The organism is Microbacterium californiense (assembly GCF_047246625.1).
In the GTDB taxonomy this organism is placed as follows: domain Bacteria; phylum Actinomycetota; class Actinomycetes; order Actinomycetales; family Microbacteriaceae; genus Microbacterium.
The window spans coordinates 1,937,903-1,963,937 of sequence record NZ_JBFOKQ010000001.1; the positions used below are offsets into that span (position 1 = coordinate 1,937,903).

The window sequence follows — 26,035 nt, forward strand, 5'->3', positions numbered from 1 at the left end:
GTAGTCCTCCGGCGTCGGCGCGACGAGGGGTTGACGCGGAGCGCGCGGATAGACTGGAGGGTGCCGCGGCATCCGCGCGCCCGCATCCTCACCATCTCCCGACCATTGGAGCCACCATGGCCGAACAGTCCCGCCTCGACAAGGTCATCGCCCTCGCCCGCCACCGCGGGTTCGTGTTCCAAGCGGGTGAGATCTACGGCGGCTCGCGGTCGGCCTGGGACTACGGCCCCCTCGGCACGGAGCTCAAGGAGAACATCCGCCGTCAGTGGTGGCAGACCTTCGTCCGCGGTCGCGGCGACATGGTGGGCCTCGACTCGAGCATCATCCTGCCGAAGCGCGTGTGGGAGGCCTCGGGTCACGTCGCCACCTTCACCGACCCGCTGGTCGAGTGCCTGAGCTGCCACAAGCGCTTCCGCGCCGACAACCTCATCGAGGACTTCGAGGCGCGCAAGGGCCGCAAGGCCGAGAACGGCCTGGCCGACGTGCCGTGCCCGAACTGCGGCACCAAGGGCCAGTACACCGAGCCCAAGTCGTTCTCGGGCCTCGTGAAGACCTACCTCGGCGTGGTCGACGACGAGTCGGGCCTGCACTACCTGCGCCCCGAGACCGCGCAGGGCATCTTCGTGAACTTCTCGAACGTGCTGACCTCCAGCCGCAAGAAGCCGCCGTTCGGCATCGGCCAGGTCGGCAAGGCGTTCCGCAACGAGATCACGCCCGGCAACTTCATCTTCCGCACGCGCGAGTTCGAGCAGATGGAGATCGAGTTCTTCACGCCGCCCGCCGACGCGCAGGAGTGGTTCGAGCACTGGGTCGAGGCGTGCTGGAACTGGTTCGTCGACCTGGGCATCGACCCGGGGAACATGCGCCGGTTCGACGTGCCCGAAGACGACCGCGCGCACTACTCGGCCGGCACGATCGACGTCGAGTACCGCTTCGGCTTCCCGGGCAAGGAGTGGGGGGAGCTGATGGGCGTCGCCAACCGCACCGACTACGACCTCTCCAGCCACAGCGAGGCGTCGGGCCAGAGCCTGACCTACTTCGACCAGGCCACGGGCGAGCGCTACACGCCGTACGTGATCGAGCCCTCGTTCGGCCTCACGCGCTCGATGATGGCGTTCCTGGTCGACGCGTACCGCGAGGAGGAGGTGCCCAACGCCAAGGGCGGTACCGACGTGCGCACGGTGCTGAAGCTCGACCCGCGCCTCGCGCCGGTCAAGGCCGCGGTGCTCCCGCTGTCGCGCAACGAGCGCCTGTCGCCCCTCGCCCGCGAGGTCGCCGACACGCTCCGCGGCTCGTGGGCCGTCGACTTCGACGACGCGGGCGCCATCGGCCGCCGCTACCGCCGCCAGGACGAGATCGGCACGCCGTTCTGCGTCACGGTCGACTTCGACTCGCTCGACGACCACGCCGTCACCGTCCGCGACCGCGACACGATGGCGCAGGAGCGCGTCGCGATCGACCGTCTGCCCGAGTACCTGGCGGAGCGCCTGAACGGCGCCTGAGCCGCGGCATCCGCGAAGGCCGCGCCACCCCTTCTCGGCCGACCCACCCCTCTGTGCTTCGCGCGCAGGGGGGTGGTTCGCTGTGAAGGGGGTGGCTCGACGGGCACCTGTAGCGCCGGGTCTAGGCTGACCGCATGATCGAGCAGTGGACTGACTTCAACGTCGCGATGGCGGGCGCGACGGCGGCGCTGGCCGGTCTCGTGATCGTCGCCGCGAGCGTGAACATCGGCGAGGTCGTGAAGTCCGAGACGCTCACCGCACGGCTGCTCGCCGGGATCTCGACGCTCGTGCTGGCGCTCATCGTCTCGGGCCTGGGGCTCATGCCCGACCTCGACCCGACCTGGTACGGGGCGCTCATCGTCGTCGCGACGGTGCTGCTCGGCCTGTTCCAGGTCAACGTCGCCCGCCTCCTCGCCCGCGATCCCGACAGGGCCGACCGCGCGCGTCCGCTGAGGTACCTGCTCGGGTTCCTGCCGCTCTCCGCATACCTCGTGGCGGGCGTGCTCGTGTGGGCGGGGCACCCGTCCGGCCTCTACCTCACCGCTGCCGGGTGCCTGCTCGCGATCGTCGCGGCGATCGTGATCTCGTGGGTCGCGCTCGTGGAGGTGCTGCGCTGACCGGACAGGCGGATGCCGTCGCCGGGTCAGCCCGTGACGGTGAGCTCCATCCCGGGTGAGCCGCCCGCCTCGGCCCAGGCGAGGGACCGCTCGAGGATGCCGCGGAGCACGTCGAGGTCGATCTCCTCCAGATCCTTGATGTAGAGGCAGGAGGCGCCGGTCGTGTGCGGCCCGAGCGACGCGAGCGCCTCGGCGTGGGCGTCGGTGCCGTCGAGCAGGTACACCGTCGTCGCGGCCTTGCGCGGGGCGAAGCCCAGCAGCCCGGTGTCGCCCTCCGTCCCCGTGGGGTAGCGGTAGTGGCAGGCGCCGAACCCGATGATCGTGCCCCACGTCACCGGCTCCCGCCCCGAGATCTCCTGCATGAGGGCGGTCAGCGTCTCGGCATCCCGTCGGCGCTTCGCCGGCTCGGAGCGCGCGATCAGACCTGCGACATCGGTTCCGGTGGGTTCCATAATCAGCCCTTCTCCGCCTTCGCGGCGGCCTTCATCGCCTTCTTGTGCTCGCGGACCTTCGTCAACGACTCGGGCGAGACGATATCGGCGACGCTGCGGAACGAGCCGTCTTCGCCGTACGCGCCGGCGGCCTCGCGCCATCCCTCACCCGTGAATCCGTACTGCTTGCCCAGCAGCGCGAGGAAGATCCGCGCCTTCTGCTCGCCGAAGCCCGGCAGCTCCTTCAGCCGCGCCAGCACCTCGCCACCTGAGGGGTCGCCCTGCGTCCAGATCGCGGAGGCGTCGCCGCCCCATTCGTCGACGATGGTCTGGCACAGCGTCTGCACGCGCGTCGCCATCGAGCCCGGGAAGCGGTGCACCGCGGGGGACTGGCGGAACGCCTCGAGGAACGCGTCGGGGTCCATGCCCGCGATGGCGCCGGCATCCGTCGCCCCGGTCCGCTCGGCGATCTTGAGCGGCCCGGCGAACGCGGTCTCCATGGGCACCTGCTGATCGAGCAGCATCCCGATCAGGAGTGCGAGGGGATTGTCGGTCAGGAGCGCGTCGGCGGCGGTGTCTCCGGTGATGTGAAGGGCCATGCGTCCAGTGTCTCACCGCACGGCTGTCGGCACCTCAGGCGCTGGCGGCGTCGTCGAGGGCCTGCACCGCGGGAGCCTCGGGGGCGAGGCCGTACAGCGTGGCGAGAGCCTGCGCGAACTCGTCGGCACGGCCTTCGGCGGCCAGCTCGTGCGCACGGGTCGTCGGGGTGTGCAGCAGCACTCCCGCGAGGTGGCGCAGAGCCTGCTCGACCCTGCCGTCCTCGTCGCCCCGGGAGCGGGCCCGGTCGATCTCGGTCTCCAGCAGCGAGAAGATGTGCGACCGCAGGGCCACCACCGACGGCGTGACGCTCTGGCGGGAGCCCACGACGTGGAAGGTCTCCGCGGCCTCGCGGACAACGCTGCGTGCGGCATCCGTCGCCTGCAGCTCTTCGAGCGGGGCGTGCAGGCGGATGGTCTCGAGGTCGAGCAGCGCGACACCCTCGAGGGTCGCGACGGCCGGGTCGACGTTGCGGGGCATGCCGAGGTCGACGACCAGCTGGTTGCCGTGACCCACCGGGCACCCGGCGGGAGCGAGGCCGGCGGGCGCCTGCAGGTGCTGCGGTCCGAGCACGGGCTCGGTGGCCGACGTGCAGGTGATCAGCAGGCTCGAGTGCGCCGCGGTGCGGGCGTAGTCTGCCTCGGCGACGGGACGGATGCCGTGCTTCGCGGCGAAGATCTCGGCGCGGCCCGAAGGCGAGTAGACGGAGATGTCGACGGCTCCGCGCTCGCGGAGCGTGGCGAGGGTGACGGCGGCGTAGGCGCCCGTGCCGACCAGCAGCACGCGCTCGGCGGACCAGTCCGCGATGCGGCTGTCGGCGAGCTCGAGGGCGAGGCGCACGAGCGAGCGCCCCGCGCGGCCGAGGGCCGTGACGTTCTTGACCTTGCGCTGGGCCTGGCTCGCGCGCTGGAACAGACGCTCCAGCTCGGGCGATGTGGTGCCGACCTTGCGTGCCGACTTCAGGGCGCGGCGCACCTGCCCGGCGATCTCGCCCTCGCCCGAGACGACGGACTCGAGGCCGGAGGCGACCGAGAAGAGGTGCTCGGCCACGTGGCGGCCCGCGTGCACGTCGTAGGCGCCGTCGAGGTCGGAGGCGGAGACGCCGGTGGCGGACTCGACCGCCTCGAGCACCGCTTCGACGCCGATCGCTCCGGCGGCGGTGACGGGCTCGTCCATCTCGAGGTACGCCTCGAACCGATTGCACGTCGCGAGAACGACCGCACCCTGGACGCACGGAGCCATCTCCACGAGAGTGGGGGCGACGTCGTCGGGGGTGCGGCTCAGGCGCTCGAGCAGATCGAAGGAGGCGGTCTTGTGACTCGCCGTAACGCACAGCAGCACCCTTCGATTGTACCGGAGCGTTTCCGCACGGCGGTCGTGCGGGCGCAGCATCCCCACACGCGGCGGATGCGAGGATGGAGGCATGCCCCTCTCCGACGCCCCGCTCCTGCGCGCCCTCGCCGGCGAACGCCCCGATCGCACCCCCGTGTGGTTCATGCGCCAGGCCGGGCGCTCGCTGCCCGAGTACCGCGAGCTGCGGGTCGGCACGCGGATGCTGGACGCCTGCCTGACCCCCGACCTCGCCGCCAAGATCACGCTGCAGCCGGTGCGCCGTCACGGCGTCGATGCGGCGGTGTTCTTCAGCGACATCGTCATCCCGCTGCGCCTGGCGGGGGTCGACGTCGAGATCGAGCCCGGGCGGGGCCCGGTGTTCGCGAACCCGGTGCGCACGGCGGCGGACGTCAAGCGCATCACGGCGATCGATCCGGCATCCCTCGATGCCACGGCGATCGCGGAGGCGGTGCGGGTGACCGTGGCCGAGCTCGGCGACACCCCGCTCGTCGGCTTCGCGGGCGCTCCCTTCACCCTGGCGGCGTATCTCGTCGAGGGCGGACCCTCCAAGGAGCACCTGCGCGCGCGGGCCATGATGCACGCCGACCCCGACTCGTGGCACCGTCTGGCGGGCTGGCTGGCGCAGATCTCGCGCGTCTTCCTCTCGGCGCAGCGGGATGCCGGAGCATCCGTGGTCCAGCTGTTCGACTCGTGGGCGGGGGGTCTGAGCCCCGCCGACTACCGCGCCTTCGTGCAGCCGCACTCGCTCGCGGCACTGCAGGGGATCGGCATCCCGACCATCCACTTCGGCGTCGGGACCGGACCGTTCCTGGCCGACATGCGCCTCGACGGAGCCGCCGACGGAGTGGGCGTGGACTGGCGCCAGCCGCTCGACGAGGCCGCCGCGATCCTCGGCCCCGACGTCACCGTGCAGGGCAACATCGACCCGGCGCTGCTCTCGGCTCCGTGGCCCGTGCTCGAGGCCCACGTGCTCGATGTGCTCGATCGCGGCCGCGCGGCCCGGGCCCACATCGTCAACCTCGGCCACGGCGTGCCGCCCGAGACCGATCCCGACCAGCTGACCCGCATCGTGGAACTGGTCCACTCGCAGCGCTGACCCCCCACCCCCCATCCTTGCGTGCGGGATCGATATGTCGTGTTCCCGGCCCTCCGGAGGCGACATATCGATCCCGCAGCGAACGGGCCCGAGGGTGAGGGCAGGGCGGGTGGGAGGATGGGGGCATGATGGATCCCGCCGAACTCGCCGCCCGCGCCGCCGACACGCACATCGTCGTGGTCGGGGGCGGAGTAGGCGGACTCATCGCCGCTCGGGAGTGCGCGAAGGTCGGCATGCGCGTGACGGTGCTGGAGGCTTCGGATGCCGTCGGCGGAGCCATCCGTCGGGCCGAGCTCGACGGGGTCGCCGTCGACGCCGGTGCCGAGAGCTTCGCCACGCGCGGCGGCCACGTGCGGGCACTCCTGACCGAGCTCGGCCTCGCGGACCGCATCGTCGCGCCCGCGCCGGGAGGCGCCTGGCTCGCGGGCATCCCCGGCATCGGGGCGGCACCGCTGCCGGTCGGCGGCATCCTCGGCATCCCGGCGAACCCGTTCCAGCCCGACGTGCGCCGCATCATCGGCTGGTCGGGCGCCTGGCGCGCCTATCTCGACCGGGTCCGCCCGCCGCTCACGATCGGCCACGAGCACAGCCTCGGCAAGCTGGTCGCCTCCCGCATGGGCGCCAAGGTGCGCGACCGGCTGGTCGCCCCGGTGACGACCGGCGTCTACTCGGCATCCCCCGCCGACGTCGACGTGGACGTCGCGGCTCCCGGGCTCAACTCGGCGCTCACGCGCGTGGGGTCGCTGGCGGGAGCGGTCCAGGCACTGCGCGACGAGAGCGCGGCCCGTGCGCAGGCCGCCCGCGCGGCGGCCACGGCCCCCGGCTCCGCCGTCGAGGGCCTCGACGGCGGCATGAGCGTGCTGGTCGACGCGCTCCTTGCCGACCTCGCGACCTTCGACGTCGAGGTGCGCACCGGCACGCCGGTCGAGGCGGTCCGCCGCACCGGGGGCCGCTGGCACGTCGCGGCCGCTGCCCTGCCGGGCGACGCCCCCGAGGGCGAGTCGTCGGAGCCGGCGGACGTCGCGCAGGAGTGGCAGGCGGATGCCGTCGTCGTCGCCGTCGACGAACGCGCCGCCCGCGCCCTCCTCGCCCCCGTGGCGCCGGAGCTCGCCGCGTCGGCCGATGTCGCCGCGCCGGAGATCGAGATCGTCACGCTGATGCTCGACGCCCCCGCGCTCGACGCGGCGCCGCGGGGCACGGGCGTGCTGACGGTGCCGGGAGCGTTCGTGGCCAAGGCGCTGACGCACTCGACCGCGAAGTGGACCTGGCTGCGCGCCGCCGCGGGGGAGCGCCACATCGTCCGGGTGTCGTTCGGCGCGCAGGGGGAGGCAGCGGCCACCGCGGGGATGGACGACGACGAGGCGTTCGCACTGGCTCTGCGCGAGGCGTCCGCTCTGCTGGGCGTGCCCTTGTTCTCCCACGATCTGGTGGCGGCGCACCGTGCGCGGCACGTGCAGTCGCAGCCCGCATCGATCATCGGCTCCGGTGACCGGCGCGCGGCGGCGCGGGCCGCGGTGCACGCGGCGCCCGGTCTCGCGGCGGTCGGCGCGTGGCTGGCCGGCACCGGGCTCGCGCAGGTCATTCCGGACGCGACCGAGGAGACCGACCGCCTGCGCCGGACGCTGCTCTGGGAGTGATCGGGCGCCGCCTGTCAACCCCCTCCGCAGTAGATGCCGATCTCGGCATATGGGGCTACTCTGGGTTACCTGGCCGACGGGGATCGTACGCCTGCGGCTCAACCGGAACAACGTGAGGAGACCCCATGAAGGGGAAGATCGGACTCGTCGTCGGACTCGGAGTGGGCTACGTGCTCGGAACGCGCGCCGGACAGGAGCGCTACGAGCAGATCAAGACGCAGTGGCTCAAGGTCTGGAACCAGCAGCCCGTGCAGGAGAAGGTCGAGCAGGTCAAGGAGTTCGTCGGCGACAAGGCCGCCGCGGTTCCCGGCGCGCTCTGGAACGCCTCGGTCAAGATCGTCAAGACCGTCGGCGGCAACGGCACCCCCGGGCAGAAGCTCGACTCCGTCATCGACGCCGGCAAGGACGTGGCGGATGACGTCGAGGACGCCGTGGACGAGGTGAAGGACAAGGTCTCGAACAAGACCTCCGCCCCCTCGACGGCGAAGAAGCCTGCAGCGGGAAGCACCGCGCCGAAGTCCGGTGACTGAGATGCCCCGCGGATACCGTGACCGAGCCGACGACAGCTTCCTGTCGCTTGTCGGGGACCTCCCCGAACTCGTCTCGAACCTGGTGAAGGCCGAGATCAACGCCGCCAAGGCGTGGATCTCGCGCACCGCCAAGGACGCGGGGATCGGTTCCGTGTGGTTCCTGGTCGCCCTGTTCTTCCTGTTCTGGGCGATCCCGGTGCTGCTCGTCTTCGCCATCGCCGGCATCTCGTCGTGGTGGCCCGTGTGGCTGTCCGCGCTCGCCGTGTTCGGCATCCTGATCTTCGCGGTGCTGTTCTTCGCGCTGCTGGGCATCCTCAAGTTCCGCAAGGTGCTGCGCCGGGAGAACCCCGCGCAGGCCGTCGCGACCGACATCCGCATCGTGAAGGAGGCCGGCGATGACGAACGCTGAGCTGAGCTCGCCGCTGCCGCGCACCGCGGTGCCCGCAGGCATCGTCGACCCCGTGGCCTCGGCCCGCGCCGAGCTGAAGGCGGCGCTCGCGGCGATCGAGATCAAGGGCAACGTGCCCCGCCGTCTCGACAAGGCCTCGAAGCGTGCGGCCGTGCGGCTGCGTGCCATGGCCGACCGGAACCCGGTCGGGGCGATCGCCGTCGCGGTCTCGGCCGCGGCCGTCGTCGGCAGCGCGGTCTGGGTCATCGCGCGCGGACTCTCGCGCTGACCCAGCGGATCTCGGGACGGACCGCGCACCGCGGGCCGTCCCGTTCGGCGACCGGTCCGGGGCCCCGGGGCGCGTTCGCCGCCGTCCGATAAAAGGGGCAGACTGGGACCATGTCCGAAGTGAGCGCAGAGAACCCGTCCGGCTTCACCCTCTGGGCCGTGTGGCGACGCAACCCCGACGTCGCGGTCACGGAGACCGACTCCACGGAGCTGGAGACGATCGTCGGCTACATCGAGGACTCCGGCATCGCGGTCCGCGGGTTCTACGACGTCTCGGGCCTGAAGGCCGACGCCGACCTCATGGTCTGGCTGCACGGCGACACCGCCGAAGACCTGCAGCGGGCGCTGCGCCGCCTGCGCCGCACCGAGCTGCTGCGCTCGCTCCTCCCGGTCTGGAACGTCATGGGCGTGCACCGCGACGCCGAGTTCAACCGCGCGCACGTCCCCGGATTCCTCCGCGGGGTGGAGCCGAAGCAGTGGCTGTGCCTGTACCCGTTCGTGCGCACGCCCGAGTGGTACCTCGCACCCGAGGGGGAGCGTCGCGCGATGCTGGCCGACCACGGCCGCAAGGGCGCCGCGTTCACCGGGGTGATCGCGAACACGGTCGCCGCCTTCGCGCTCGGCGACTACGAGTGGATCCTGCCGATGGAGGCCGACAAGCTCACCGACCTGGTCGACATGATGCGCGACCTCCGCTACACCGATGCTCGTCTGTACGTGAAGGAGGAGGTGCCCTTCTACACGGGGCGTCGACTCCGCTTCGACGAGATCGCGGACGTGCTGCAGTAGATCCGATGAGCACTCCCATCCGTCTGGGCACCCGGCGCAGCGCACTCGCGCAGGCGCAGTCGGGTCATGTCGCCGCCGCCCTCGAGAAGGTCACCGGGCGGCCGGTCGTCCTCGTGCCGATCACGTCCGAGGGCGACACCAACCGCGCGTCGCTGTCCGAGATCGGCGGTCTGGGGATCTTCGCGACGCGCCTGCGCGAGGCGCTGCTCGCCGGGGAGTGCGATTTCCTCGTGCACTCGCTGAAGGACCTCCCGACCGCCGTCCCCGAGGGCCTCACGATCGCGGCGACGCCAGTGCGCGAAGACGCCCGCGACGTCGTCATCACCCGCGGCGGCACCCCGCTGCACGAGCTGCGCTCGGGGAGCACGGTCGGCACCGGGTCTCCGCGCCGCATCGCCCAGGTGCGCCGGCGCGCTCCGCATGCCGCGGTGGTCGACCTGCGCGGCAACGTCGACTCGCGCCTCGCGCGCGTCGCCTCGGGAGAGCTGGATGCCGTGATCCTCGCGGCCGCGGGGCTCTCGCGCCTCGGCACCGACTCGCCGCTGCGTCGCGAGGAGCTGGGGCTGGCCGAGTGGCCGACCGCCCCGGGACAGGGTGCGCTCGCGATCGAGGCCCGGACGGATGCGCCGGAGGAGCTGCGGGCCGCACTCGCCGCCCTCGACGATGCACCCACGCGGCTGGCGATCACGCTGGAGCGTGCGATCCTCGAGGGACTCGACGCCGGATGTCAGGCGCCGATGGCCGCGCATGCCGTGGTCGAGGGGTCCGCGATCCGCGTCAGGACGGCGGTGTACGCCCCGGAGGGCGACCGCCGGATCGCCCTCGACGTCACCGAACCCCTGAACGAGGGGTATATTCAACGGAACGGCAGTGGCAATGGAGCGGATGCTGCCGATGGTGCACTCCCGATCCCGGCGATCCATTCGCTGGGGTTGGCCGTCGCCCGTCGGCTGCTCGATCAAGGGGCGGCCGACCTCGTCCCCCGAGAGCATTCCTCATGACCCCCACACCCGAATCGAAGCACGAAAAGCCCCTCGACGGCTGGCGCATCCTGGTGCCCCGCGGCGGGCCCTGGGGCGACGGCGTCGCCGCGAGCCTGCGGCTGCAGGGCGCCGTGCCCGTCGTCGCACCGCTGATCAACTTCGCGCCCACCACCGACCAGGCGACCCTCGACGAGGCGCTCGCGCAGCTGGCCGACGGCGCCTACGACTGGCTCACCGTCACGAGCGCGACCACGGTCGACGTGCTGTTCGCGCACCGCGCGGTCGTGCCCTCCCGCACCCGGATCGCCGCGGTCGGGGAGACCACGGCGGCGGCGCTGCAGGCCGTGGGCTACGACGTGGCCCTGGTGCCCGAGAAGGACAACTCCGCCGAGGGCATGGCCGAGCAGCTCATCGGCCTCGAGACCGAGCCGCGCCGCATCCTCGCGCTGCGCAGCGAGATCGCGAAGCCGGTGCTGAGCGTGCTGCTGACCGAGGCCGGGCACGACGTCGATAGCGTCGTGGCCTACCGCACGGTCGGTGTGCCCGTGACGGAGCGGATCAAGCGCGACGTCGAGAACGGCCGCATCAATGCGATCCTCATCACCAGCGGCTCGGTGGCCGAGCAGGTGCGCGAGCAGTTCCCGGAGATCCCCGACGACACGCTCCTCGCCGCGATCGGTCCGCGCACCGCACGGGACGCACGTCAGGCCGGCCTGCCGATCTCGGTGGTCGCCGACCGCCAGACGGTCGACGCGCTGATCGACGCCGTCTCGCACTTCACCCTCCCGCACGCGGCAGACGAGTTCGCACCATGAGCCGCTTCCCGCAGACCCGCCTGCGCCGGCTGCGCCAGACGCCCGCCGTCCGCCAGCTCGTGCGCGAGACGACCCTCCGTCCGGAGCAGCTCGTGCTGCCGATGTTCGTGCGCGAGGGCCTCACCGAGGCCTCGCCGATCGGCTCCATGCCCGGAGTCGCGCAGCACTCGATGGATTCGCTGCGTGCCGCGGCGGTCGAGGCCGCCGAGGCCGGTGTCGGCGGCGTCATGCTGTTCGGCATCCCGGCCGAGCGCGACGCGCGTGGCTCGGCGGCCGACGCGCCCCACGGCATCCTGAACCTCGCGACCGAGGCCCTGGTCGCCGAGGTCGGCGACGCGCTCGTGGTGCAGACCGACCTCTGCCTCGACGAGTTCACCGATCACGGCCACTGCGGTGTGCTGGCCCCGGACGGCTCGGTCGACAACGACGCGACGCTGGAGCGCTACACGTCGATGGCTCTCGCGCAGGCGCGGGCCGGATCACACCTACTGGGGCTCTCCGGCATGATGGACGGCCAGGTCGCCGTCATTCGCCAGGCGCTCGACGCCGAGGGCTTCACCGACACGCTCCTGCTCGCCTACGCCGCCAAGTACGCGAGCGCGTTCTACGGACCGTTCCGCGAGGCGGTCGACTCGCAGCTGAAGGGCGACCGCCGCACCTATCAGCTCGACCCCGGCAACCGCCGCGAGGGCGTGCGCGAGGCGGTCGTGGACGAGGCCGAGGGGGCCGACATCGTGATGGTGAAGCCCGCGATGGCCTTCCTCGACGTGCTGCGCGAGGTGCGCGACACCGTGCACGTGCCGGTCTGGGCGTACCAGGTGTCGGGCGAGTACGCGATGATCGAGGCCGCCGCCGCGAACGGCTGGATCGACCGTCGCGCCGCCGTGCTCGAGTCGCTGCTGTCGATCCGCCGCGCCGGCGCCGACGCCGTGCTCACCTACTGGGCGCCCGAGGTCGCCCGGTGGCTCGACGACTGAGGAGTCGCATGAACGACCGCAATGACGACCTGTTCACCGCCGCCCGAGAGGTGATCCCCGGCGGAGTCAACTCCCCGGTGCGCGCCTACGGGTCGGTGGGCGGGACCCCGCGCTTCCTGGCATCCGCCTCCGGCGCCACGGTGACGGATGCCGCAGGCACGCAGTACGTCGACCTCGTCGCGTCGTGGGGCCCCGCCCTGCTGGGGCACGCGCATCCCGAGATCGTGGCGGCCGTGCAGGAGGCCGCGACCCGCGGTCTGTCGTTCGGCGCTCCGACGGAGGGGGAGGTGGAGCTGGCCGCGCTGATCTCCGACCGCGTCCGCGTCGGCGACGCGCGCCCGGTCGAGCGTGTGCGGCTGGTGTCGACCGGCACCGAGGCGACCATGACGGCGATCCGGCTCGCGCGCGGAGCGACCGGGCGCGACCTGCTGGTGAAGTTCTCGGGGCATTACCACGGCCACTCCGACGGGCTGCTCGCGGAGGCCGGGTCGGGCATCGCGACGCTCGCACTGCCGGGCTCCGCCGGCGTCCCTGCGGCGATCGCCGCCCAGACGCTCGTCATCCGGTACAACGACCCCGAGGCCCTCGCGACGGTGTTCGCCGAGCACGGCCCCCGGATCGCGGCGGTCATCGTCGAGGCGTCCGCCGCGAACATGGGCGTCGTCGCCCCGCTCCCCGGATTCAACCGCCTCATCGCCGAGACCGCGCATGCGCACGGCGCCCTCATGATCCTCGACGAGGTGCTGACCGGCTTCCGGGTGCACCCGGCGGGATACTGGGGGCTGCAGGCCACGGCGGGCGAGGACTACCTGCCCGACATCCTCACGTTCGGCAAGGTCGTCGGCGGAGGGATGCCGTTGGCCGCGCTCGGCGGACGCGCCGAGATCATGGACCTCCTCGCCCCGATCGGCCCGGTGTACCAGGCCGGCACGCTGTCGGGGAACCCGCTCTCCGTCGCCGCCGGGCTCGCGACGCTCCGGCTGGCCACCCCCGACGTGTACGCCCGCATCGACGCCGCGGCCGACCGGCTCACCGCGGCGCTGCACGCCGCCCTCGCCGAGGCGGGTGTCACGCACTCGGTCGCGATCGCCGGCAACCTGTTCAACCCGTCGTTCCGGGACTCCGCTCCGCGCGACTACGTCGAGGCGCAGGCGCAGGAGTCGTTCCGGTACGCGCCGTTCTTCCACGCGATGCGCGAGCAGGGCGTCGCACTGCCTCCGAGCGTGTTCGAGGCCTGGTTCCTCACGGCCGCGCACGGCGAGGAGGAGCTCTCCCGCATCGAGGCCGCGCTGCCCCTGGCGGCCGCAGCCGCGGCATCCGCTCGTCCCTGACGGCTCCGGGCGACCGGAAGCGCGGGTCCCCACAACGGATCGTTGCTTTCCTGTGAGCAAGATCCAGACAACGCGGAGCCTGCCGCTGGCAGACTGGGGGCATGGTGACGTTGCTCTTGGACCAGACGCAACTCGAGGTCGTGCTCTCGCCGCTGGAACGTGCCGCGAGCTTCCACCGCGACAACGTCCGCCTCGTGCGCGAGACGATCACCAAGGTGCAGCTCACCGATGACGCGTGGACCTGGCTCCGCGGCGTCCCCAATCCCGGCACGCACATCCCCGGCGTCCTCGCCGCCGGCACCTGGAAGGCCGCGGGCAGCACCGACTTCGTGCTGATCCGCCGCCGTCGCCCCGGTGTCGTGATCGATCTGACCGGCGACGAGCAGTACCGGCGCCTGATCCTCAGCACGCGCCATGGGCTCGCGCTCACGCAGGCTCTGCGTCTCGACGTGTCGGAGGAGCCGGCGGACGTCGAGGAGATCGTCGCGACCGGCTCGGTCCCGATCGCCCACGGACGCCGCCGCCCGGTGATCCGGCCGCGACCGGCCTGACCTCCGGCGGTTCGCCGCCCGTGCCGAGCATGCCGCTCCGCACAGCAGAACGCCCTCCGCGACCGGACGGTCGGGAGGGCGTTCGTGCGACGGCGTTCAGGACCGGTCGTGTTCGTGGTGCTCGCCGTCGTGGTGCTCGTGGTGCTCGCCGTCGTGGTGCTCGTGGTGCTCGCCCTCGTGGTGCTCGTGATGCTCGCCCTCGTGGTGCTCGTGATGCTCGCCCTCGTGGTGCTCGCTCCCGTCCGCGTCCGGCGTGGGGGCGATGACCTCGATCACGCGGGTGCGGTCGTCGTCCCGGTCGTCGTCCGACGGCGTCTCGTCGGCGGACGTCCCGGCGTCGGGCGCGGCGTCGCCGAGCGGGTAGTCGCGGGGCTCGTCCTCGTAATAGGCCCGCGCTGCGGCGGCGAGCATCGAGCTGACGGCGGCGGCCCGCGGGTCCTCCGCGTCGTCGTCCGCCGCCTCGGCGTCGGCGGGGCCGAGGTCGTCGAAGACCTCGATGCCGCGCGGCTGCTCGTCGGCCGCGGCCGATCCGGCGCCGGCGCTCTGCGACGCGTCCGATCCGTCGACCGGGCCCGTGCCGAACAGGATGTCGTCGAACGACGGGGCCTTCGCGGCTTCGGGCTGCTCGTCCGCCGGCTCCGGCGCGACGACCGGCTCCGGGGCGACGACGGACTCTGCCGGCGCTTCGGACTCTGCCGTGACCTCCGGCTCCGCGGTGACCTCGGCGCCGGTCGACGTCTCGGCGGCGGCATCCGTGTCCGTCGAGTCGACCGGTGCGGAATCGGGGGAGTCGTCGCCGGGGGAATCGTCGGCCCCGGCATCCGTGTCGTCCGGCAGGTCGCTCGTCGGAGCGTCGGAGGGCTGCGCCGAGGCGTCGGTCGGGGCGCTCGCGACGCCCGCACCCGCCGCGACGACCGCGGCGGCGACGGGTCCACCCGGGACCGCGGCCGAGACGTCGGCGGCGATGGCGGATGCCGTGGCGTCCGCCTCCGTCGAGGCGGTGTCCTCGGCAGGCGCCGGCACCCGCTCCGAGGCGGCGCGCGGTTCGAGCCGACCCCCGCGAGTGAGCTGGATGAAGATGTCCTCGAGCGTCGGGCCGCGCTGCACGAGCGTGGTGAGGGCGATCCCGGCCTCGGCCGCGACCGCTCCGACGTGTCCGGCGTCCGTGCCGCGGACCGTGAGGCCCGAGCGGAGGACCTCGATGTCGAAGCCCGACGCCGCGAGAGCCGCGGTGAGGGCGGCGCGGTCGACGGCATCCACCGTCACCGCGGCAGACGACGGATCGGCGAGGGTCTCGATGCCGCTCGACAGCACCAGGCGGCCCTTCGAGAGCACGAGCACGTTGTCGGCGACCTGCTCGACCTCGCTGAGCACGTGCGAGGAGACGAGGACCGTGCGGCCCTCGTCGGCGAGGCGGCGCATGAGGAGGCGCATCCAGCGGATGCCCTCGGGGTCGAGGCCGTTGGCCGGCTCGTCGAACACGAGAGCGCCCGGGTCGCCGAGGAGGGCGTGGGCGACGCTGAGCCGCTGGCGCATGCCCAGCGAGAAGCCGCCGATGCGGGAGTCGCCTTCGTCCTCGAGACCGACGAGCGAGAGCACCTCGGCCACGCGGGACAGCGGGATGTCATTGGCCTTGGCGGCGATCGTGAGCTGACGGTTCGCGGTGCGGCGGGGACGGTACACCGTCTCCTCGAGCACCGATCCGATGACGCGCAGCGGCTGACGCAGGTCGGCGTAGGCCGCCCCGCCGATCGTGGCCGTACCCGAGGTCGGGCGGACCTGGCCCAGCAGCATCCGCAGCGACGTGGTCTTGCCCGCGCCGTTCGGGCCCAGGAAGGCGGTGACGGCGCCCGGTTCGATGCGTGCGGAGAAGTCGGAGACGGCGGTCACCTCATTGAAGCGCTTCGTCACGCTCGTGAACTCGAGAACCTGTCCGTCGGTCATCCGCGACCTCTCCTTGCTTGGTCAATACCTCCCTATCCTGCCGGAAAAGCCGTCGGATCGCGTATTTCCTGTGGATGACGGGCCTGCCGGACGGCGGAGTAGCCTGGCTTGCGTGGCCGATTCCTCTCCCGCAGACCGTGTCCTCGTCCGCACGGAAGGAGCCCTCGGCCGCATCACGCTGAACCGTCCCGAGGCCATCAACGCGCTCGACCTCGGCATGATCCAGGGCATCACCGCCGCGCTCGACGCCTGGCGGACCGACACGGACGTGCAGATCGTGCTGCTCGACGGCGCCGGCGACCGCGGGTTCTGCGCCGGGGGAGACGTGCGGGCGCTGCACGCACAGATCGTGAGCGGCGAGGCGGCGCGGACCGCCGAGTTCTTCCGGGCGGAGTACCGCCTGAACGCGATGATCGCGGAGTACCCCAAGCCCGTCGTCGCCCTCGCAGACGGCATCACGATGGGCGGCGGCATCGGGCTCGCGGGGCACGCGGCCATCCGCATCGTGACGGAGCGGTCGAAGCTGGCCATGCCCGAGACCCGCATCGGCTTCACGCCGGACGTCGGCGGCACGTGGCTCCTGGGGCGCGCGCCGGGGCGCTTCGGCGAGTACTTCGGCCTCACGGGCGCCACGATGGACGGCGCGGATGCCGTGCACCTCGGCTTCGCCGACCACTTCGTGCCCTCCGACCGGCTCGACGCGCTGCGCGACGCCCTCGCCCACCGCGCCGACCCGACCGGGCCGAGCGAGATCGTGCTGCTGTTCGACGAGACGCCCGATCCCTCCGAGCTCCCGCTGCGCCGAGCCTGGGTCGACGACGCCTTCAGCGCCGAGACGGTGAGTGCGATCGTGGGTCGGCTGCGCGGCCGGGAGGAGCCGGATGCCGCCGCGGCGGCGGATCTGCTCGAGGGGCTCGCGCCCACGGGGCTGGCCGTCACGCTCGACGCGGTTCGCGAAGCCCGGCGGGCGCCCGATCTCCGCGCCGCCCTCGAGGGGGAGTACCGCCGGGTGCTCTGGTTCGTGAACGAGCACCCCGACCTCGTGGAGGGCATCCGGGCGCAGCTGATCGACAAGGACCGCACGCCGCGATGGCAGCCGGCGACGATCGCGGAGCTGTCGGATGACGCCGGGGCGCCCGCCCGGGCCTACGTGCCGGCGACGCCGCTCTTCTGAGGCGGGCCCATTCCGTTCTCGGAGCGGGAGGGGGAAGTGGTTCGCTGTCAGCGAAGGTCGCGAACTCGCAGGTACGAATGTCCGTGCTTCGTGCCACCCTGTGGTGTGGCCGATTTCGTTCGGCATCTCCCCCACACAAGAGTCCGCAGTCTCCTCTCTCAGAAAGTTCGCTCGTGCTGGGTAAAATCCTCCTCCGCTATCTGTCTCGATATCGATGGCTCCTCCTCGCGGTGCTGGTGTTCCAGTTCGCGAGCGCGATGGCGACGCTGTTCCTGCCCCGTCTCAACGAAGACATCATCAACAAGGGCGTCGCCCTCTCCGACACCGGCTACATCTGGAGCACGGGCCTCTTCATGCTCGCGGTGTCGCTGGGGCAGATCATCGCCGCGATCATCGCCACCTACTTCGCCGCGCGCGCCGCGATGGGCGCCGGGCGCGACATCCGCGCCGACGTGTTCGCGAAGGTGAGCGGCTTCTCCGAGCGCGAGGTCTCCCGCTTCGGGGCCGGCTCGCTCATCACCCGCAACACCAACGACGTGCAGCAGGTGCAGATGCTCGCGATGATGGGCGCGACCATGCTCGTCACGGCGCCCCTGCTCGCGATCGGCGGCATCATCTTCGCGGTGCAGACCAATGTGGGCCTGAGCTGGATCATCGCGGTCTCCGTGCCGCTGCTCCTCATCGTCGCCGGGATCGTCGTCGGCCGCATGGTGCCGCTCTTCCGCAGCTACCAGAGCAAGCTCGACGCCGTGAACCGCGTCATGCGCGAGCAGCTCACGGGCGTCCGCGTCGTGCGCGCGTTCGTGCGCGAGCGCATCGAGGAGGAGCGCTTCCGCGGCGCCAACACCGACATCATGGTCGTCGGCCGCAACGTCGGGTCGCTCTTCGTGCTGCTGTTCCCCCTGTTCATGCTGATCCTCAACGTGACGGTCGTCGGTGTGATCTGGTTCGGCGGCATCGAGGTCGACGCGGGCACCGTCCAGGTCGGCACGCTCTTCGCCTTCATGCAGTACGTCGGCCAGATCATGGGCGGCGTCATCATGTCGAGCTTCATGGCGATCATGATCCCCCGCGCCGCCGTCTCGGCCGAGCGCATCGGCGAGGTGCTCGGAACGACGTCCACGATGGTCCGCCCCGAGAACGGCGTCACCGCGTTCCCCGCTCCGGGCGCCGTCGCCTTCGACGACGTCTCGTTCACCTACCCGGGCGCCGACGCCCCGGTCGTCTCCGGCATCAGCTTCGCCGCACAGCCCGGCGAGACCGTGGCCATCGTCGGATCGACGGGAGCGGGCAAGACCACGCTGGTCTCCCTGATCCCGCGACTCTTCGACGTGTCGTCGGGGGCCGTGTTCGTCGGCGGCACGGATGTGAGGGATGCCGACGTCGAGGCGCTCTGGAAGACGATCGGCCTCGTGCCCCAGCGCCCGTTCCTCTTCACCGGCACCGTCGCGTCGAACCTGAGGTACGGTCGCGAGGACGCCACCGACGAGGAGCTCTGGCACGCGCTGGAGATCGCGCAGGGCCGCGACTTCGTCGAGGAGATGCCGCAGAAGCTCGAGTCGCGGATCGCGCAGGGCGGCACCAACGTGTCGGGCGGCCAGCGGCAGCGTCTCGCGATCGCCCGCGCGATCGTGCACCAGCCGCAGATCCTCGTCTTCGACGACTCGTTCTCGGCGCTCGACCTCACGACCGATGCCCGACTGAGGCAGGCGCTCTGGCGAGAGCTCCCGCACGTGACCAAGATCGTGGTCGCGCAGCGCGTCTCGACGATCACCGATGCGGATCGCATCGTGGTGCTCGAGGGCGGCACGATGGTCGGCGTCGGCACGCACGAGGAGCTCCTCGAGACGAACGACACCTACCGGGAGATCGTCGAGTCGCAGCTGGGGGTCGACGCATGAGCGAGCAGAGCACGCCCAAGAACCGTCGCGGCCGGGGTGCCGCCGCTCCGTCCGCCGCCACCGAGGTGGTCGAGGCCGAGATGACCGACGAGGAGAAGTACGAGGCCGAGCTCGCCGAGAAGGCGCGTCTCGACGGGGGTGGCTGGGACAGCGTCGCGCCCGGTAAGGCCGACAACTTCGGCAAGAGCTTCGCCCGCATGCTCGGGCTGCTGAAGCCCTCGGCGGTCGCCCTCGTGATCGTGTCGATCCTCGGCGCGCTCGGAGTGGTGCTGACCGTGGCCGCGCCGAAGGTCCTCGCCGAGGCGACGAACCTCATCTACACCGGGTTCCTCTCTCGCCAGCTCGGGCAGGCCCAGGGCGACTTCCCCGGGTTCCCGGCCGGAACGCCGAAGGCCGAGGTCGTCGAGCAGCTGCGCGCGTTCGGCCAGACCGACTTCGCCAACCAGATCTCGGCGCTCGCCGACTTCCAGGTGGGCGACGGCGTGAACTTCGACGCCCTCCGCTGGATCGTGGCGGCCGTGCTCGCGATCTACATCGCCGCCGCCTTCCTGAGCTGGATCCAGGGCTACGTGATCAACGTCGTCATGGTGCGTGCCATGTGGCGTCTGCGCGAGCAGGTCGAGGCGAAGATCAACCGTCTGCCGCTGTCGTACTTCGACAAGGTGCAGCGCGGCGAGCTGATCTCGCGCGTCACGAACGACATCGACAACATCACCCAGACGATGCAGCAGTCGCTGTCCGGCGCGCTCACCGCCGTGCTGACGGTCGTCGGCGTGCTCGTGATGATGTTCTCGATCTCCTGGCAGCTGGCCCTCGTGGCCCTCGTCGCCCTGCCGCTCATGGGCGTGATCTTCGGCATCATCGGCCCGAGGTCGCAGAAGGCGTTCGGCACGCAGTGGCGCAAGGTCGGTCGACTCAACGCCCGCGTCGAGGAGGCCTTCTCGGGGCACGCGCTCGTGAAGGTCTTCGGGCGCGAGAAGGACGCGCTCGACAAGTTCCAGGTCGAGAACGAGGAGCTCTTCGAGGCCAGCTTCAAGGCGCAGTTCCTCTCGGGCATCATCATGCCCGCGATGACCTTCGTCGGCAGCCTCACCTACGTCGGCATCGCGGTGCTCGGCGGTCTCATGGTGGCAAGCGGGCAGTTGCGCATCGGCGACGTGCAGGCCTTCATCCAGTACTCGCAGCAGTTCACGCAGCCGCTGTCCGAGCTGGGTGGCATGGCGGCCGTGGTGCAGTCGGGCACGGCCTCGGCCGAACGCGTATTCGACTTCCTGGACGCCGACGAGCAGGAGGCCGACGACGCCGATGCACCCGAGCTGGCCGACGGCAAGGGCGTCATCGAGTTCGAGAACGTCGCGTTCTCCTACTCGCCGGACCGTCCGCTGATCACCGACCTCTCGTTCCGGGTCGAGCCCGGGCAGACCGTCGCGATCGTCGGGCCGACCGGTGCGGGCAAGACCACTTTGGTCAACCTCATCATGCGGTTCTACGAGCTCAGCGGCGGACGCATCACGCTCGACGGGCAGAACATCGCGGAGATCACCCGCGACGACCTGCGCTCGCGCACCGGCATGGTGCTGCAGGATCCGTGGCTGTTCGCGGGGAGCATCCGAGAGAACATCCGCTACGGCCGCTCGACCGCGAGCGACGACGAGGTGATCGAGGCCGCGAAGGCGACGTACGTCGACCGCTTCGTGCACGCCCTCCCCGAGGGCTACGACACCGTGCTCGACGAGGACGCCTCGAACGTCTCGGCCGGGGAGCGTCAGCTGATCACGATCGCTCGTGCGTTCGTCGCCCAGCCGTCGATCCTCATCCTCGACGAGGCCACCTCCGCGGTCGACACCCGCACCGAGCTGCTGCTGCAGCACGCCATGGCCGCCCTGCGGCAGGGTCGGACCTCGTTCGTCATCGCCCACCGGCTCTCGACGATCCGCGATGCCGACCTGATCCTCGTGATGGAGCACGGCTCGATCGTCGAAAAGGGCACACACGACGAGCTCATCGCCGCGCAGGGGGCGTACTGGCGGCTGTACCAGTCGCAGTTCGAGCAGGCGGCGACCGACCTGGATGCCGAAGACGCCCTCACCGGATCGACGACCGTCATCACCGGCGACGCCGACGACACGGCGGCCGAGAAGGTGGCTGCGACCGTCACAGCCGGAGCTGCGGTCGGCGCGCAGGTGCCCACGGCCGAAGCGGCTGCAGCGCAGGCGGCCGTCGAGCATCCCGACACCGACACCCGCGACTGACACCACAAGAACGCCCCTCCTCCGGGAGGGGCGTTTTTGGGTCCCCGGGCACCGGCCCCCCCGCGTCCCCCGCGTCCCCGCGTACCGGATCGGTGAGGGATCGATATGTCGCCTCCAGAGGGGCCGGGGCACGACAGATCGATCCCGCAGTGGAGCTCGGCCGGGGAGGCGGAGGGAAGGGGTCAGTCCTCGTCGATGCCGAACAGCTCGAAGGGGTGCGTCAGTCGCCACCAGGGGCTGGGGCCCTCGACGTCCGAGGCCAGCGAGAGCTGCGTCGCCGCGGAATTCAGCGGACCGGCCGTGCTGAGCGACCCGACCGCGTCGCCCTTCTGCCGCTCGTCGCCGAGGGAGAAGTCCACCGAAGTCGTCGCCACGGCGCCGTTCCAGAGCACGACGTCGGCGTCGGCATCCGTCACGATGTCGACCTCCTCGCCCCACTCGGTCTGCACCTGGCCGACGACCGTGCCCTCCGGCACCGCCGCGTCCTGCGCAGCCAGGGCCGCCTCGACCTCGGCGAACAGCGAGCGGGTCGCCGCGAGGCGCTGATCGTCGTCGTCCTGGTTGAGCACGGCCGCGTACAGCCGCACCGTGGTGTCGTCGATCGTGACGTCCTTCGCGGTGAGCAGGTTCCAGCCGACGAGCGTGCCGGTCTTGATGCCGACGACACCCGGGTCCGCGAGCATCCCGTTCGTGTTCGTCACGACGCCCGCACCGGGGAGCTCCACCGAGGGGGTGCCGACGATCTCCGCGAAGACGGGGTTCTTCATCGCCAGCTCGCCCAGACGCACCAGCGCCTCGGGCGAGGCGGTGTTGGCTTCGTCGAATCCGGATGGCGTGACGATCGTGATGTCCTGAAGGCCCCGCTCCCGCAGCCACACCGCGGCGGCGTCGGCGAACGCGGCCCGCGAACCCCAGATCTCGGTCGCCAGCCGGTCGATGTAGTTGTTCGCCGAGCCGAGGAGTGTGCCCTGCAGCAGCTGGTACTCGGTCAGCGTTCCGCCCACGGGAACGTCGAGTGCGGACTGATCCGCCCGACGATACGACCAGTAGGACTGGCTGTCGGCGCGGGTGAACGAGAACGACGGCCCCTGCTCGCCCGGCGCCAACGGCATCCGGTCCAACACCATCAGGGCGCTCACGACCTTGGTGATGCTCGCGATGCTGGCGGCGTCGGGGCTCGATGCGGCCGTGCTCATGCCGCCCACGCCGATGGCGGCGCTTCCCTGTCCCGGCCAGACCGGCGCGGCGGCGGGCGCGGCGGCCGCCGAGAACTCGACCGGCTCGACCGTCGGTGCGACCTCGTGGAGCGGCCACAGCAGGGTTGTGCCGGTATACGAGCCGGCGAGGAGGATCAGCAGCGCGAACGGACCCCACACGCTCGGGCGGCTGATCGCGGGGCGCAGCCGGGCGCCGCGCAGCAGGGCTGCGCCGGACGCGTCGACGAGGGGCTGATCGAAGCCCCGGTCGGCGGAGCCCGCGGCCACGGTCGTCGGATCCACCCACGTCAGGGCGGTGGCGGGCCGGGTCTCGTCCGCCCACTGCGCCGACGCCTCGACCTCGGCAGCCAGAGCGTCCAGCCCTTCGGGCTCGGCATCGGCCCTCGCGTCCGAGGCGGCGGCGCGGGCGATCGCCTCCCTCCGGAGCGCCCCTTCGGCGGGTGCGGCGGCGGGCTCGGCATCCGTCTCGGGCGTCTCGGACTCCGCCGAGAAGCGGGGGTCACGCGCGGCGGCCACGGGCTCGTCGGAAGCGGTGGCCTCGGCGGCGTCGGGAGCGGTCACTCGTTTACGGTACCGAATCGGCGGCGAGAACCGTATCGCCGCGACGCAAGCGTCTTCGGGTGTCGGCGTCCGAGTATGCTGGCAGCACAACCACGGGAGTCCGGCGAGCCGGGCTGAGAGGGAGCGAATCGCGCTTCGACCGTCGAACCTGATCTGGGTCATGCCAGCGCAGGGAGGAGTTCACATGAGTACGTCCACGTCCGCATCCACGGCCGCGAAGTCCGCGCAGAAGACGGGCGGTCGCCCCGACATCTGGCGCTGGCGCGTCGTCGACATCGTCGTCGCCAGCGTGATCGGCGTCGCGGCCGGCCTGATCTTCCTGGCCTGGAACATCGGCTACCTCGGCCCGAAGACGCTGCTCGAGCCGCTGCTCCCGGGTCTGCAGGGTCTCCTCGACGGGCCCTGGCTCTTCGCCGGCGTGCTCGGCGGCCTGATCATCCGCAAGGCCGGCGCCGCGATCTACGTCGAGACACTGGCGGCGGTCGTGTCGGCCCTCGTCGGCAACACCTGGGGCGGCTTCCTCACGATCGAGGCCGGCCTGGTGCAGGGCCTCGGGGCCGAGCTGATCTTCCTGCTCTTCTTCTACCGCCGCTGGTCGCTCCCGGTGGCGGCGCTCGCCGGTGCCGGTGCCGCGCTCGCGGGCGGCATCAACAACCTGATCCTCTGGTACGCCGGATCCGGCCCGGAGTTCACCGTCATCTACCTCGTGAGCACCGTCGTCTCGGGGGCGGTGATCGCCGGCATCCTGTCGTGGGTCCTGGCGCGCGGTCTCGCGGCGACCGGAGCCCTCGACCGCTTCGGGTCGGGCCGCGAGGCGCGCGTCCGCGTCTGATGACATCGGGTCCGACCGGCCGCGCCACCCCCGCCGCCGTCGAGGCGGTCGGATGGGGGTGGCGTCACGCCAGCCGGCTGGCCTGGGCGCTGCAGGACGTCTCGTTCTCCGTCGATCCGGGGGAGCGCGTGCTCGTCCTGGGGGCGTCGGGGGCGGGCAAGTCGACGCTGCTGCAGGGTCTCGCGGGCGTGCTCGGGGGTGCCGAAGAGGGGGAGTCGTCGGGTGATCTGCTCATCGACGGCGTCCCGGCGACCGGGACGCGGGAGCGGGCGGGGCTGCTGCTCCAGGACCCGGATTCCCAGGTCATCCTGGCCCGCGTCGGCGACGACGTCGCGTTCGGATGCGAGAACCTCGGCGTCCCGCGGGATCAGATCTGGCCCCGCGTCGAGGCGGCGCTCGACGCGGTCGGGCTCGACGTGCCCCTCGACCGCCCCACCAAGGCGCTGTCGGGCGGTCAGAAGCAGCGGCTGGCGCTCGCCGGCATCCTCGCGATGCGGCCGGGCCTGGTGCTGCTCGACGAGCCGACCGCCAACCTCGACCCGGCCGGGGTGATCGAGGTGCGCGATGCGGTGGAGCGGATGCTGCGGGCGCACCCGGCCACGCTCATCGTCGTGGAGCACCGGCTGGAGGTGTGGCTCCCGCTGATCACCCGCGTGATCGTCGTCGGCGCGGGCGGCGTCGTCGCCGACGGGCCTCCCGCGCAGGTGCTCGGGGTCGAAGGGGAGCGGCTGGCGCGCGACGGAGTGTGGGTGCCGGGCTTCGCGCCCGACGCTCCGCCGGCGCCGACGTCGACCCCCGGGGAGGTGCTCCTCTCGGCCAGGGATCTCGCGGTGTCCCGCGTGAAGGGGGTTCCGGTCGCCACCGGCATCCATCTCGACGTGCGCGCCGGGCAGGCCCTCGCCCTCACCGGGGCGAACGGGGCCGGCAAGTCCACGCTCGGGCTCACCCTCGCCGGGCTGCTGCCCCCGGCGGGCGGGGAGCTCGCGGCATCCCCGGCTCTCGCGGCGGGACTCGGGCCGTCGCCGATCCGCTGGGCCTCGCGTGACCTGCTCACGCGGATGGGCATGGTGTTCCAGGAGCCCGAGCACCAGCTGCTCGGCCGCACCGTGCAGGACGAGCTCGCCGTGGGGCCCCGCGCCCTGGGCGTGCCCGAAGACGAGATCGCCGCCCGCAGCGAGGAGCTGCTGGGTCGCCTGCGCCTCGACCGTCTGGCCCGGGCCAACCCGTACACGCTGTCGGGCGGCGAGAAGCGCCGGCTCACGGTCGCCGCGGCTCTCGCCACGGCGCCGCGGGTGCTCGTGCTGGACGAGCCGACCTTCGGCCAGGATGCCCGCACCTGGGCCGAGCTCGTCGCGATGCTCGCCGCCCTCCGCGATGAAGGCACCGCGATCGTCACCATCACGCACGACCTCGACGTCGTGCGCGCGCTGCATGCGGAGCGGTACGAGATGGGCGGGATCACGTGACCGTCCTCGACTCGTCCGCACGCACGGGCCGGGTGGCACGGATCAACCCGGTCGCGAAGCTCGGGGTGAGCGCGGTGATCGCGATCCCGCTGATCCTCACACTCGACCCGGTGTCGGCATCCGTCGCCCTCGCGCTCGAATGCGTGCTGTTCTTCTTCGCCGGGATCGGCTGGCGGGAGTTCTGGGTGCGCACCTGGCCGGTGTGGCTCGCCGCGCCCCTCACCGCGCTGACCATCGCGCTCTACGGCGAGACCAGCGGCACGGTGTACGTCGAGTGGTTCGTGCTGCGGATCAGCGAGGGCTCGCTCGCCCTCGCCCTCGCCACGTTCCTCCGCGTGCTCGCGATCGCCCTGCCGTCGGTGGTGCTCTTCCTCACCGTCGACCCGACGGACCTCGCCGACGGGCTCGCGCAGGTGCTCCGCGTTCCCGCCCGCTTCGTGCTGGGCGCGCTCGCCGGGCTGCGCATGATCGGGCTGTTCCTCGACGACTGGCGCGCCCTCGAGCTCGCCCGTCGCGCGCGGGGCGTCGCCGACCGCGGTCGCATCCGGCGCTTCCTGGGCATGGCGTTCGCGCTGCTCGTGCTGTCGATCCGGCGCGGGGCGAAACTGGCGACGGCGATGGAGGCGCGCGGCTTCGGAGCACCGGGGCGGCGCACGTGGGCGCGGAAGTCGCGGTTCGGCCGGGCGGAGTGGATGCTGCTCGCGATCGGCGCCGGCATCTCGGCGCTCGCGATCGCCGCGGCCGTCGTGACCGGAGCGTGGAACTTCATCCTCGGACCGAGCTCGTAGCCCTCCCTCGCTGTC

General features: G+C 71.9%; 24 protein-coding genes and 1 riboswitch. Of the genes, 19 read left to right on the forward strand and 5 right to left on the reverse strand.

The window, feature by feature from the left end; genetic code table 11:
* The first annotated feature begins 116 nt into the window (after positions 1–116).
* On the forward strand, positions 117–1,502 hold the full coding sequence (locus AB3M82_RS09220) for a glycine--tRNA ligase (RefSeq protein WP_412957260.1): 1,386 nt from the start codon (positions 117–119) through the stop codon (positions 1,500–1,502).
* Positions 1,503–1,636: 134 nt separating this feature from the next.
* Positions 1,637–2,119, forward strand: coding sequence for a hypothetical protein (locus AB3M82_RS09225; RefSeq protein ID WP_412957261.1), 483 nt, complete (start codon positions 1,637–1,639; stop codon positions 2,117–2,119).
* Between the two features lie 26 nt (positions 2,120–2,145).
* On the opposite strand, the gene AB3M82_RS09230 is transcribed toward AB3M82_RS09225, so the two are convergent.
* From AB3M82_RS09230 to AB3M82_RS09240, 3 genes are read right to left on the reverse strand one after another with little or no spacing between them, the layout of a single operon-like run.
* Positions 2,146–2,571 (reverse strand): DUF1801 domain-containing protein, encoded by a 426-nt coding sequence (locus AB3M82_RS09230; RefSeq protein ID WP_412957263.1) that lies wholly within the window; start codon positions 2,569–2,571, stop codon positions 2,146–2,148.
* Between the two features lie 2 nt (positions 2,572–2,573).
* A complete protein-coding gene (locus AB3M82_RS09235) occupies positions 2,574–3,149 on the reverse strand; it encodes an HhH-GPD-type base excision DNA repair protein (RefSeq protein WP_412957265.1) in 576 nt (191 codons plus the stop codon).
* A gap of 34 nt (positions 3,150–3,183) precedes the next feature.
* Positions 3,184–4,488 (reverse strand): glutamyl-tRNA reductase, encoded by a 1,305-nt coding sequence (locus AB3M82_RS09240; protein ID WP_412957267.1) that lies wholly within the window; start codon positions 4,486–4,488, stop codon positions 3,184–3,186.
* An 82-nt stretch (positions 4,489–4,570) separates the two neighbouring features.
* On the opposite strand from AB3M82_RS09240, the gene hemE reads away from it, so the two are divergent.
* The 11 genes from hemE to AB3M82_RS09295 all read left to right on the forward strand — a co-directional run bounded on the left by hemE (position 4,571) and on the right by AB3M82_RS09295 (position 13,885).
* Positions 4,571–5,596: a uroporphyrinogen decarboxylase gene (hemE, locus tag AB3M82_RS09245; RefSeq protein ID WP_412957268.1), complete on the forward strand. Its 1,026-nt coding sequence runs from the start codon at positions 4,571–4,573 to the stop codon at positions 5,594–5,596.
* 125 nt (positions 5,597–5,721) lie between these two features.
* On the forward strand, positions 5,722–7,233 hold the full coding sequence (hemG, locus tag AB3M82_RS09250; RefSeq protein WP_412957270.1) for a protoporphyrinogen oxidase: 1,512 nt from the start codon (positions 5,722–5,724) through the stop codon (positions 7,231–7,233).
* A 125-nt stretch (positions 7,234–7,358) separates the two neighbouring features.
* Positions 7,359–7,763: a hypothetical protein gene (locus tag AB3M82_RS09255; RefSeq protein WP_412957272.1), complete on the forward strand. Its 405-nt coding sequence runs from the start codon at positions 7,359–7,361 to the stop codon at positions 7,761–7,763.
* 1 nt (position 7,764) lies between these two features.
* The gene (locus tag AB3M82_RS09260) at positions 7,765–8,172 is read left to right on the forward strand and encodes a phage holin family protein (RefSeq protein WP_412958031.1); all 408 of its coding nucleotides are present in this window, start codon (positions 7,765–7,767) and stop codon (positions 8,170–8,172) included.
* Positions 8,159–8,440, forward strand: coding sequence for a hypothetical protein (locus AB3M82_RS09265; protein ID WP_412957273.1), 282 nt, complete (start codon positions 8,159–8,161; stop codon positions 8,438–8,440). The genes AB3M82_RS09260 and AB3M82_RS09265 overlap by 14 nt, the downstream gene beginning before the upstream one ends.
* Positions 8,441–8,550: 110 nt before the next feature.
* Positions 8,551–9,228, forward strand: coding sequence for a hydrogen peroxide-dependent heme synthase (gene hemQ, locus AB3M82_RS09270; RefSeq protein WP_412957275.1), 678 nt, complete (start codon positions 8,551–8,553; stop codon positions 9,226–9,228).
* 5 nt (positions 9,229–9,233) lie between these two features.
* Positions 9,234–10,229, forward strand: coding sequence for a hydroxymethylbilane synthase (gene hemC / locus AB3M82_RS09275; RefSeq protein WP_412957278.1), 996 nt, complete (start codon positions 9,234–9,236; stop codon positions 10,227–10,229).
* Positions 10,226–11,026: a uroporphyrinogen-III synthase gene (locus AB3M82_RS09280; protein WP_412957280.1), complete on the forward strand. Its 801-nt coding sequence runs from the start codon at positions 10,226–10,228 to the stop codon at positions 11,024–11,026. Before hemC ends, AB3M82_RS09280 begins: the two co-directional genes overlap by 4 nt.
* Entirely contained in the window at positions 11,023–12,003 is a 981-nt protein-coding gene (gene hemB / locus AB3M82_RS09285) for a porphobilinogen synthase (RefSeq protein ID WP_412957282.1), read from the forward strand. The genes AB3M82_RS09280 and hemB overlap by 4 nt, the downstream gene beginning before the upstream one ends.
* Before the next feature lie 8 nt (positions 12,004–12,011).
* Complete coding sequence (hemL, locus tag AB3M82_RS09290) at positions 12,012–13,334, forward strand: glutamate-1-semialdehyde 2,1-aminomutase (protein WP_412957283.1); 1,323 nt, start codon at positions 12,012–12,014, stop codon at positions 13,332–13,334.
* Between the two features lie 101 nt (positions 13,335–13,435).
* Positions 13,436–13,885, forward strand: coding sequence for a hypothetical protein (locus AB3M82_RS09295; protein ID WP_412957284.1), 450 nt, complete (start codon positions 13,436–13,438; stop codon positions 13,883–13,885).
* 96 nt (positions 13,886–13,981) lie between these two features.
* Here AB3M82_RS09295 and AB3M82_RS09300 read toward each other — a convergent pair whose 3' ends face one another.
* A complete protein-coding gene (locus AB3M82_RS09300) occupies positions 13,982–15,829 on the reverse strand; it encodes an ATP-binding cassette domain-containing protein (protein ID WP_412957285.1) in 1,848 nt (615 codons plus the stop codon).
* Between the two features lie 112 nt (positions 15,830–15,941).
* Between AB3M82_RS09300 and AB3M82_RS09305 the strand changes: the two genes are divergently transcribed.
* The 3 genes from AB3M82_RS09305 to AB3M82_RS09315 all read left to right on the forward strand — a co-directional run bounded on the left by AB3M82_RS09305 (position 15,942) and on the right by AB3M82_RS09315 (position 21,156).
* Positions 15,942–17,003 carry an enoyl-CoA hydratase/isomerase family protein gene (locus AB3M82_RS09305; protein ID WP_412957287.1) on the forward strand — a complete coding sequence of 354 codons (1,062 nt, stop codon included), beginning with the start codon at positions 15,942–15,944 and terminating at the stop codon, positions 17,001–17,003.
* A gap of 173 nt (positions 17,004–17,176) precedes the next feature.
* Entirely contained in the window at positions 17,177–18,904 is a 1,728-nt protein-coding gene (locus AB3M82_RS09310; protein ID WP_412957288.1) for an ABC transporter ATP-binding protein, read from the forward strand.
* Positions 18,905–18,984: 80 nt separating this feature from the next.
* Positions 18,985–21,156 carry an ABC transporter ATP-binding protein gene (locus AB3M82_RS09315; protein ID WP_412958032.1) on the forward strand — a complete coding sequence of 724 codons (2,172 nt, stop codon included), beginning with the start codon at positions 18,985–18,987 and terminating at the stop codon, positions 21,154–21,156.
* Between the two features lie 182 nt (positions 21,157–21,338).
* On the opposite strand, the gene AB3M82_RS09320 is transcribed toward AB3M82_RS09315, so the two are convergent.
* Positions 21,339–22,934 carry a D-alanyl-D-alanine carboxypeptidase family protein gene (locus AB3M82_RS09320; RefSeq protein ID WP_412957290.1) on the reverse strand — a complete coding sequence of 532 codons (1,596 nt, stop codon included), beginning with the start codon at positions 22,932–22,934 and terminating at the stop codon, positions 21,339–21,341.
* A gap of 82 nt (positions 22,935–23,016) precedes the next feature.
* Positions 23,017–23,128: riboswitch (TPP riboswitch) on the forward strand.
* Here AB3M82_RS09320 and AB3M82_RS09325 point away from each other — a divergent pair.
* From AB3M82_RS09325 to AB3M82_RS09335, 3 genes are all read left to right on the forward strand, one after another.
* A complete protein-coding gene (locus AB3M82_RS09325; protein ID WP_412957292.1) occupies positions 23,119–23,766 on the forward strand; it encodes an ECF transporter S component in 648 nt (215 codons plus the stop codon). (Overlaps the previous riboswitch by 10 nt.)
* The gene (locus tag AB3M82_RS09330; RefSeq protein ID WP_412957294.1) at positions 23,766–25,232 is read left to right on the forward strand and encodes an ABC transporter ATP-binding protein; all 1,467 of its coding nucleotides are present in this window, start codon (positions 23,766–23,768) and stop codon (positions 25,230–25,232) included. The genes AB3M82_RS09325 and AB3M82_RS09330 overlap by 1 nt, the downstream gene beginning before the upstream one ends.
* The gene (locus tag AB3M82_RS09335) at positions 25,229–26,020 is read left to right on the forward strand and encodes an energy-coupling factor transporter transmembrane component T family protein (protein ID WP_412957296.1); all 792 of its coding nucleotides are present in this window, start codon (positions 25,229–25,231) and stop codon (positions 26,018–26,020) included. Before AB3M82_RS09330 ends, AB3M82_RS09335 begins: the two co-directional genes overlap by 4 nt.
* The last annotated feature ends 15 nt before the right edge of the window (positions 26,021–26,035 follow it).

Bases quoted from the DNA above. Each gene is read 5' to 3' on its own strand.
- AB3M82_RS09220 (WP_412957260.1), top strand. From the start codon at position 117: ATGGCCGAACAGTCCCGCCTCGACAAGGTCATCGCCCTCGCCCGCCAC.
- AB3M82_RS09225 (WP_412957261.1), top strand. From the start codon at position 1,637: ATGATCGAGCAGTGGACTGACTTCAACGTCGCGATGGCGGGCGCGACG.
- AB3M82_RS09230 (WP_412957263.1), bottom strand. From the start codon at position 2,571: ATGGAACCCACCGGAACCGATGTCGCAGGTCTGATCGCGCGCTCCGAG.
- AB3M82_RS09235 (WP_412957265.1), bottom strand. From the start codon at position 3,149: ATGGCCCTTCACATCACCGGAGACACCGCCGCCGACGCGCTCCTGACC.
- hemE (WP_412957268.1), top strand. From the start codon at position 4,571: ATGCCCCTCTCCGACGCCCCGCTCCTGCGCGCCCTCGCCGGCGAACGC.
- hemG (WP_412957270.1), top strand. From the start codon at position 5,722: ATGATGGATCCCGCCGAACTCGCCGCCCGCGCCGCCGACACGCACATC.
- AB3M82_RS09255 (WP_412957272.1), top strand. From the start codon at position 7,359: ATGAAGGGGAAGATCGGACTCGTCGTCGGACTCGGAGTGGGCTACGTG.
- AB3M82_RS09260 (WP_412958031.1), top strand. From the start codon at position 7,765: ATGCCCCGCGGATACCGTGACCGAGCCGACGACAGCTTCCTGTCGCTT.
- AB3M82_RS09265 (WP_412957273.1), top strand. From the start codon at position 8,159: ATGACGAACGCTGAGCTGAGCTCGCCGCTGCCGCGCACCGCGGTGCCC.
- hemQ (WP_412957275.1), top strand. From the start codon at position 8,551: ATGTCCGAAGTGAGCGCAGAGAACCCGTCCGGCTTCACCCTCTGGGCC.
- hemC (WP_412957278.1), top strand. From the start codon at position 9,234: ATGAGCACTCCCATCCGTCTGGGCACCCGGCGCAGCGCACTCGCGCAG.
- AB3M82_RS09280 (WP_412957280.1), top strand. From the start codon at position 10,226: ATGACCCCCACACCCGAATCGAAGCACGAAAAGCCCCTCGACGGCTGG.
- hemB (WP_412957282.1), top strand. From the start codon at position 11,023: ATGAGCCGCTTCCCGCAGACCCGCCTGCGCCGGCTGCGCCAGACGCCC.
- hemL (WP_412957283.1), top strand. From the start codon at position 12,012: ATGAACGACCGCAATGACGACCTGTTCACCGCCGCCCGAGAGGTGATC.
- AB3M82_RS09295 (WP_412957284.1), top strand. From the start codon at position 13,436: ATGGTGACGTTGCTCTTGGACCAGACGCAACTCGAGGTCGTGCTCTCG.
- AB3M82_RS09300 (WP_412957285.1), bottom strand. From the start codon at position 15,829: ATGACCGACGGACAGGTTCTCGAGTTCACGAGCGTGACGAAGCGCTTC.
- AB3M82_RS09315 (WP_412958032.1), top strand. From the start codon at position 18,985: ATGACCGACGAGGAGAAGTACGAGGCCGAGCTCGCCGAGAAGGCGCGT.
- AB3M82_RS09325 (WP_412957292.1), top strand. From the start codon at position 23,119: ATGAGTACGTCCACGTCCGCATCCACGGCCGCGAAGTCCGCGCAGAAG.
- AB3M82_RS09330 (WP_412957294.1), top strand. From the start codon at position 23,766: ATGACATCGGGTCCGACCGGCCGCGCCACCCCCGCCGCCGTCGAGGCG.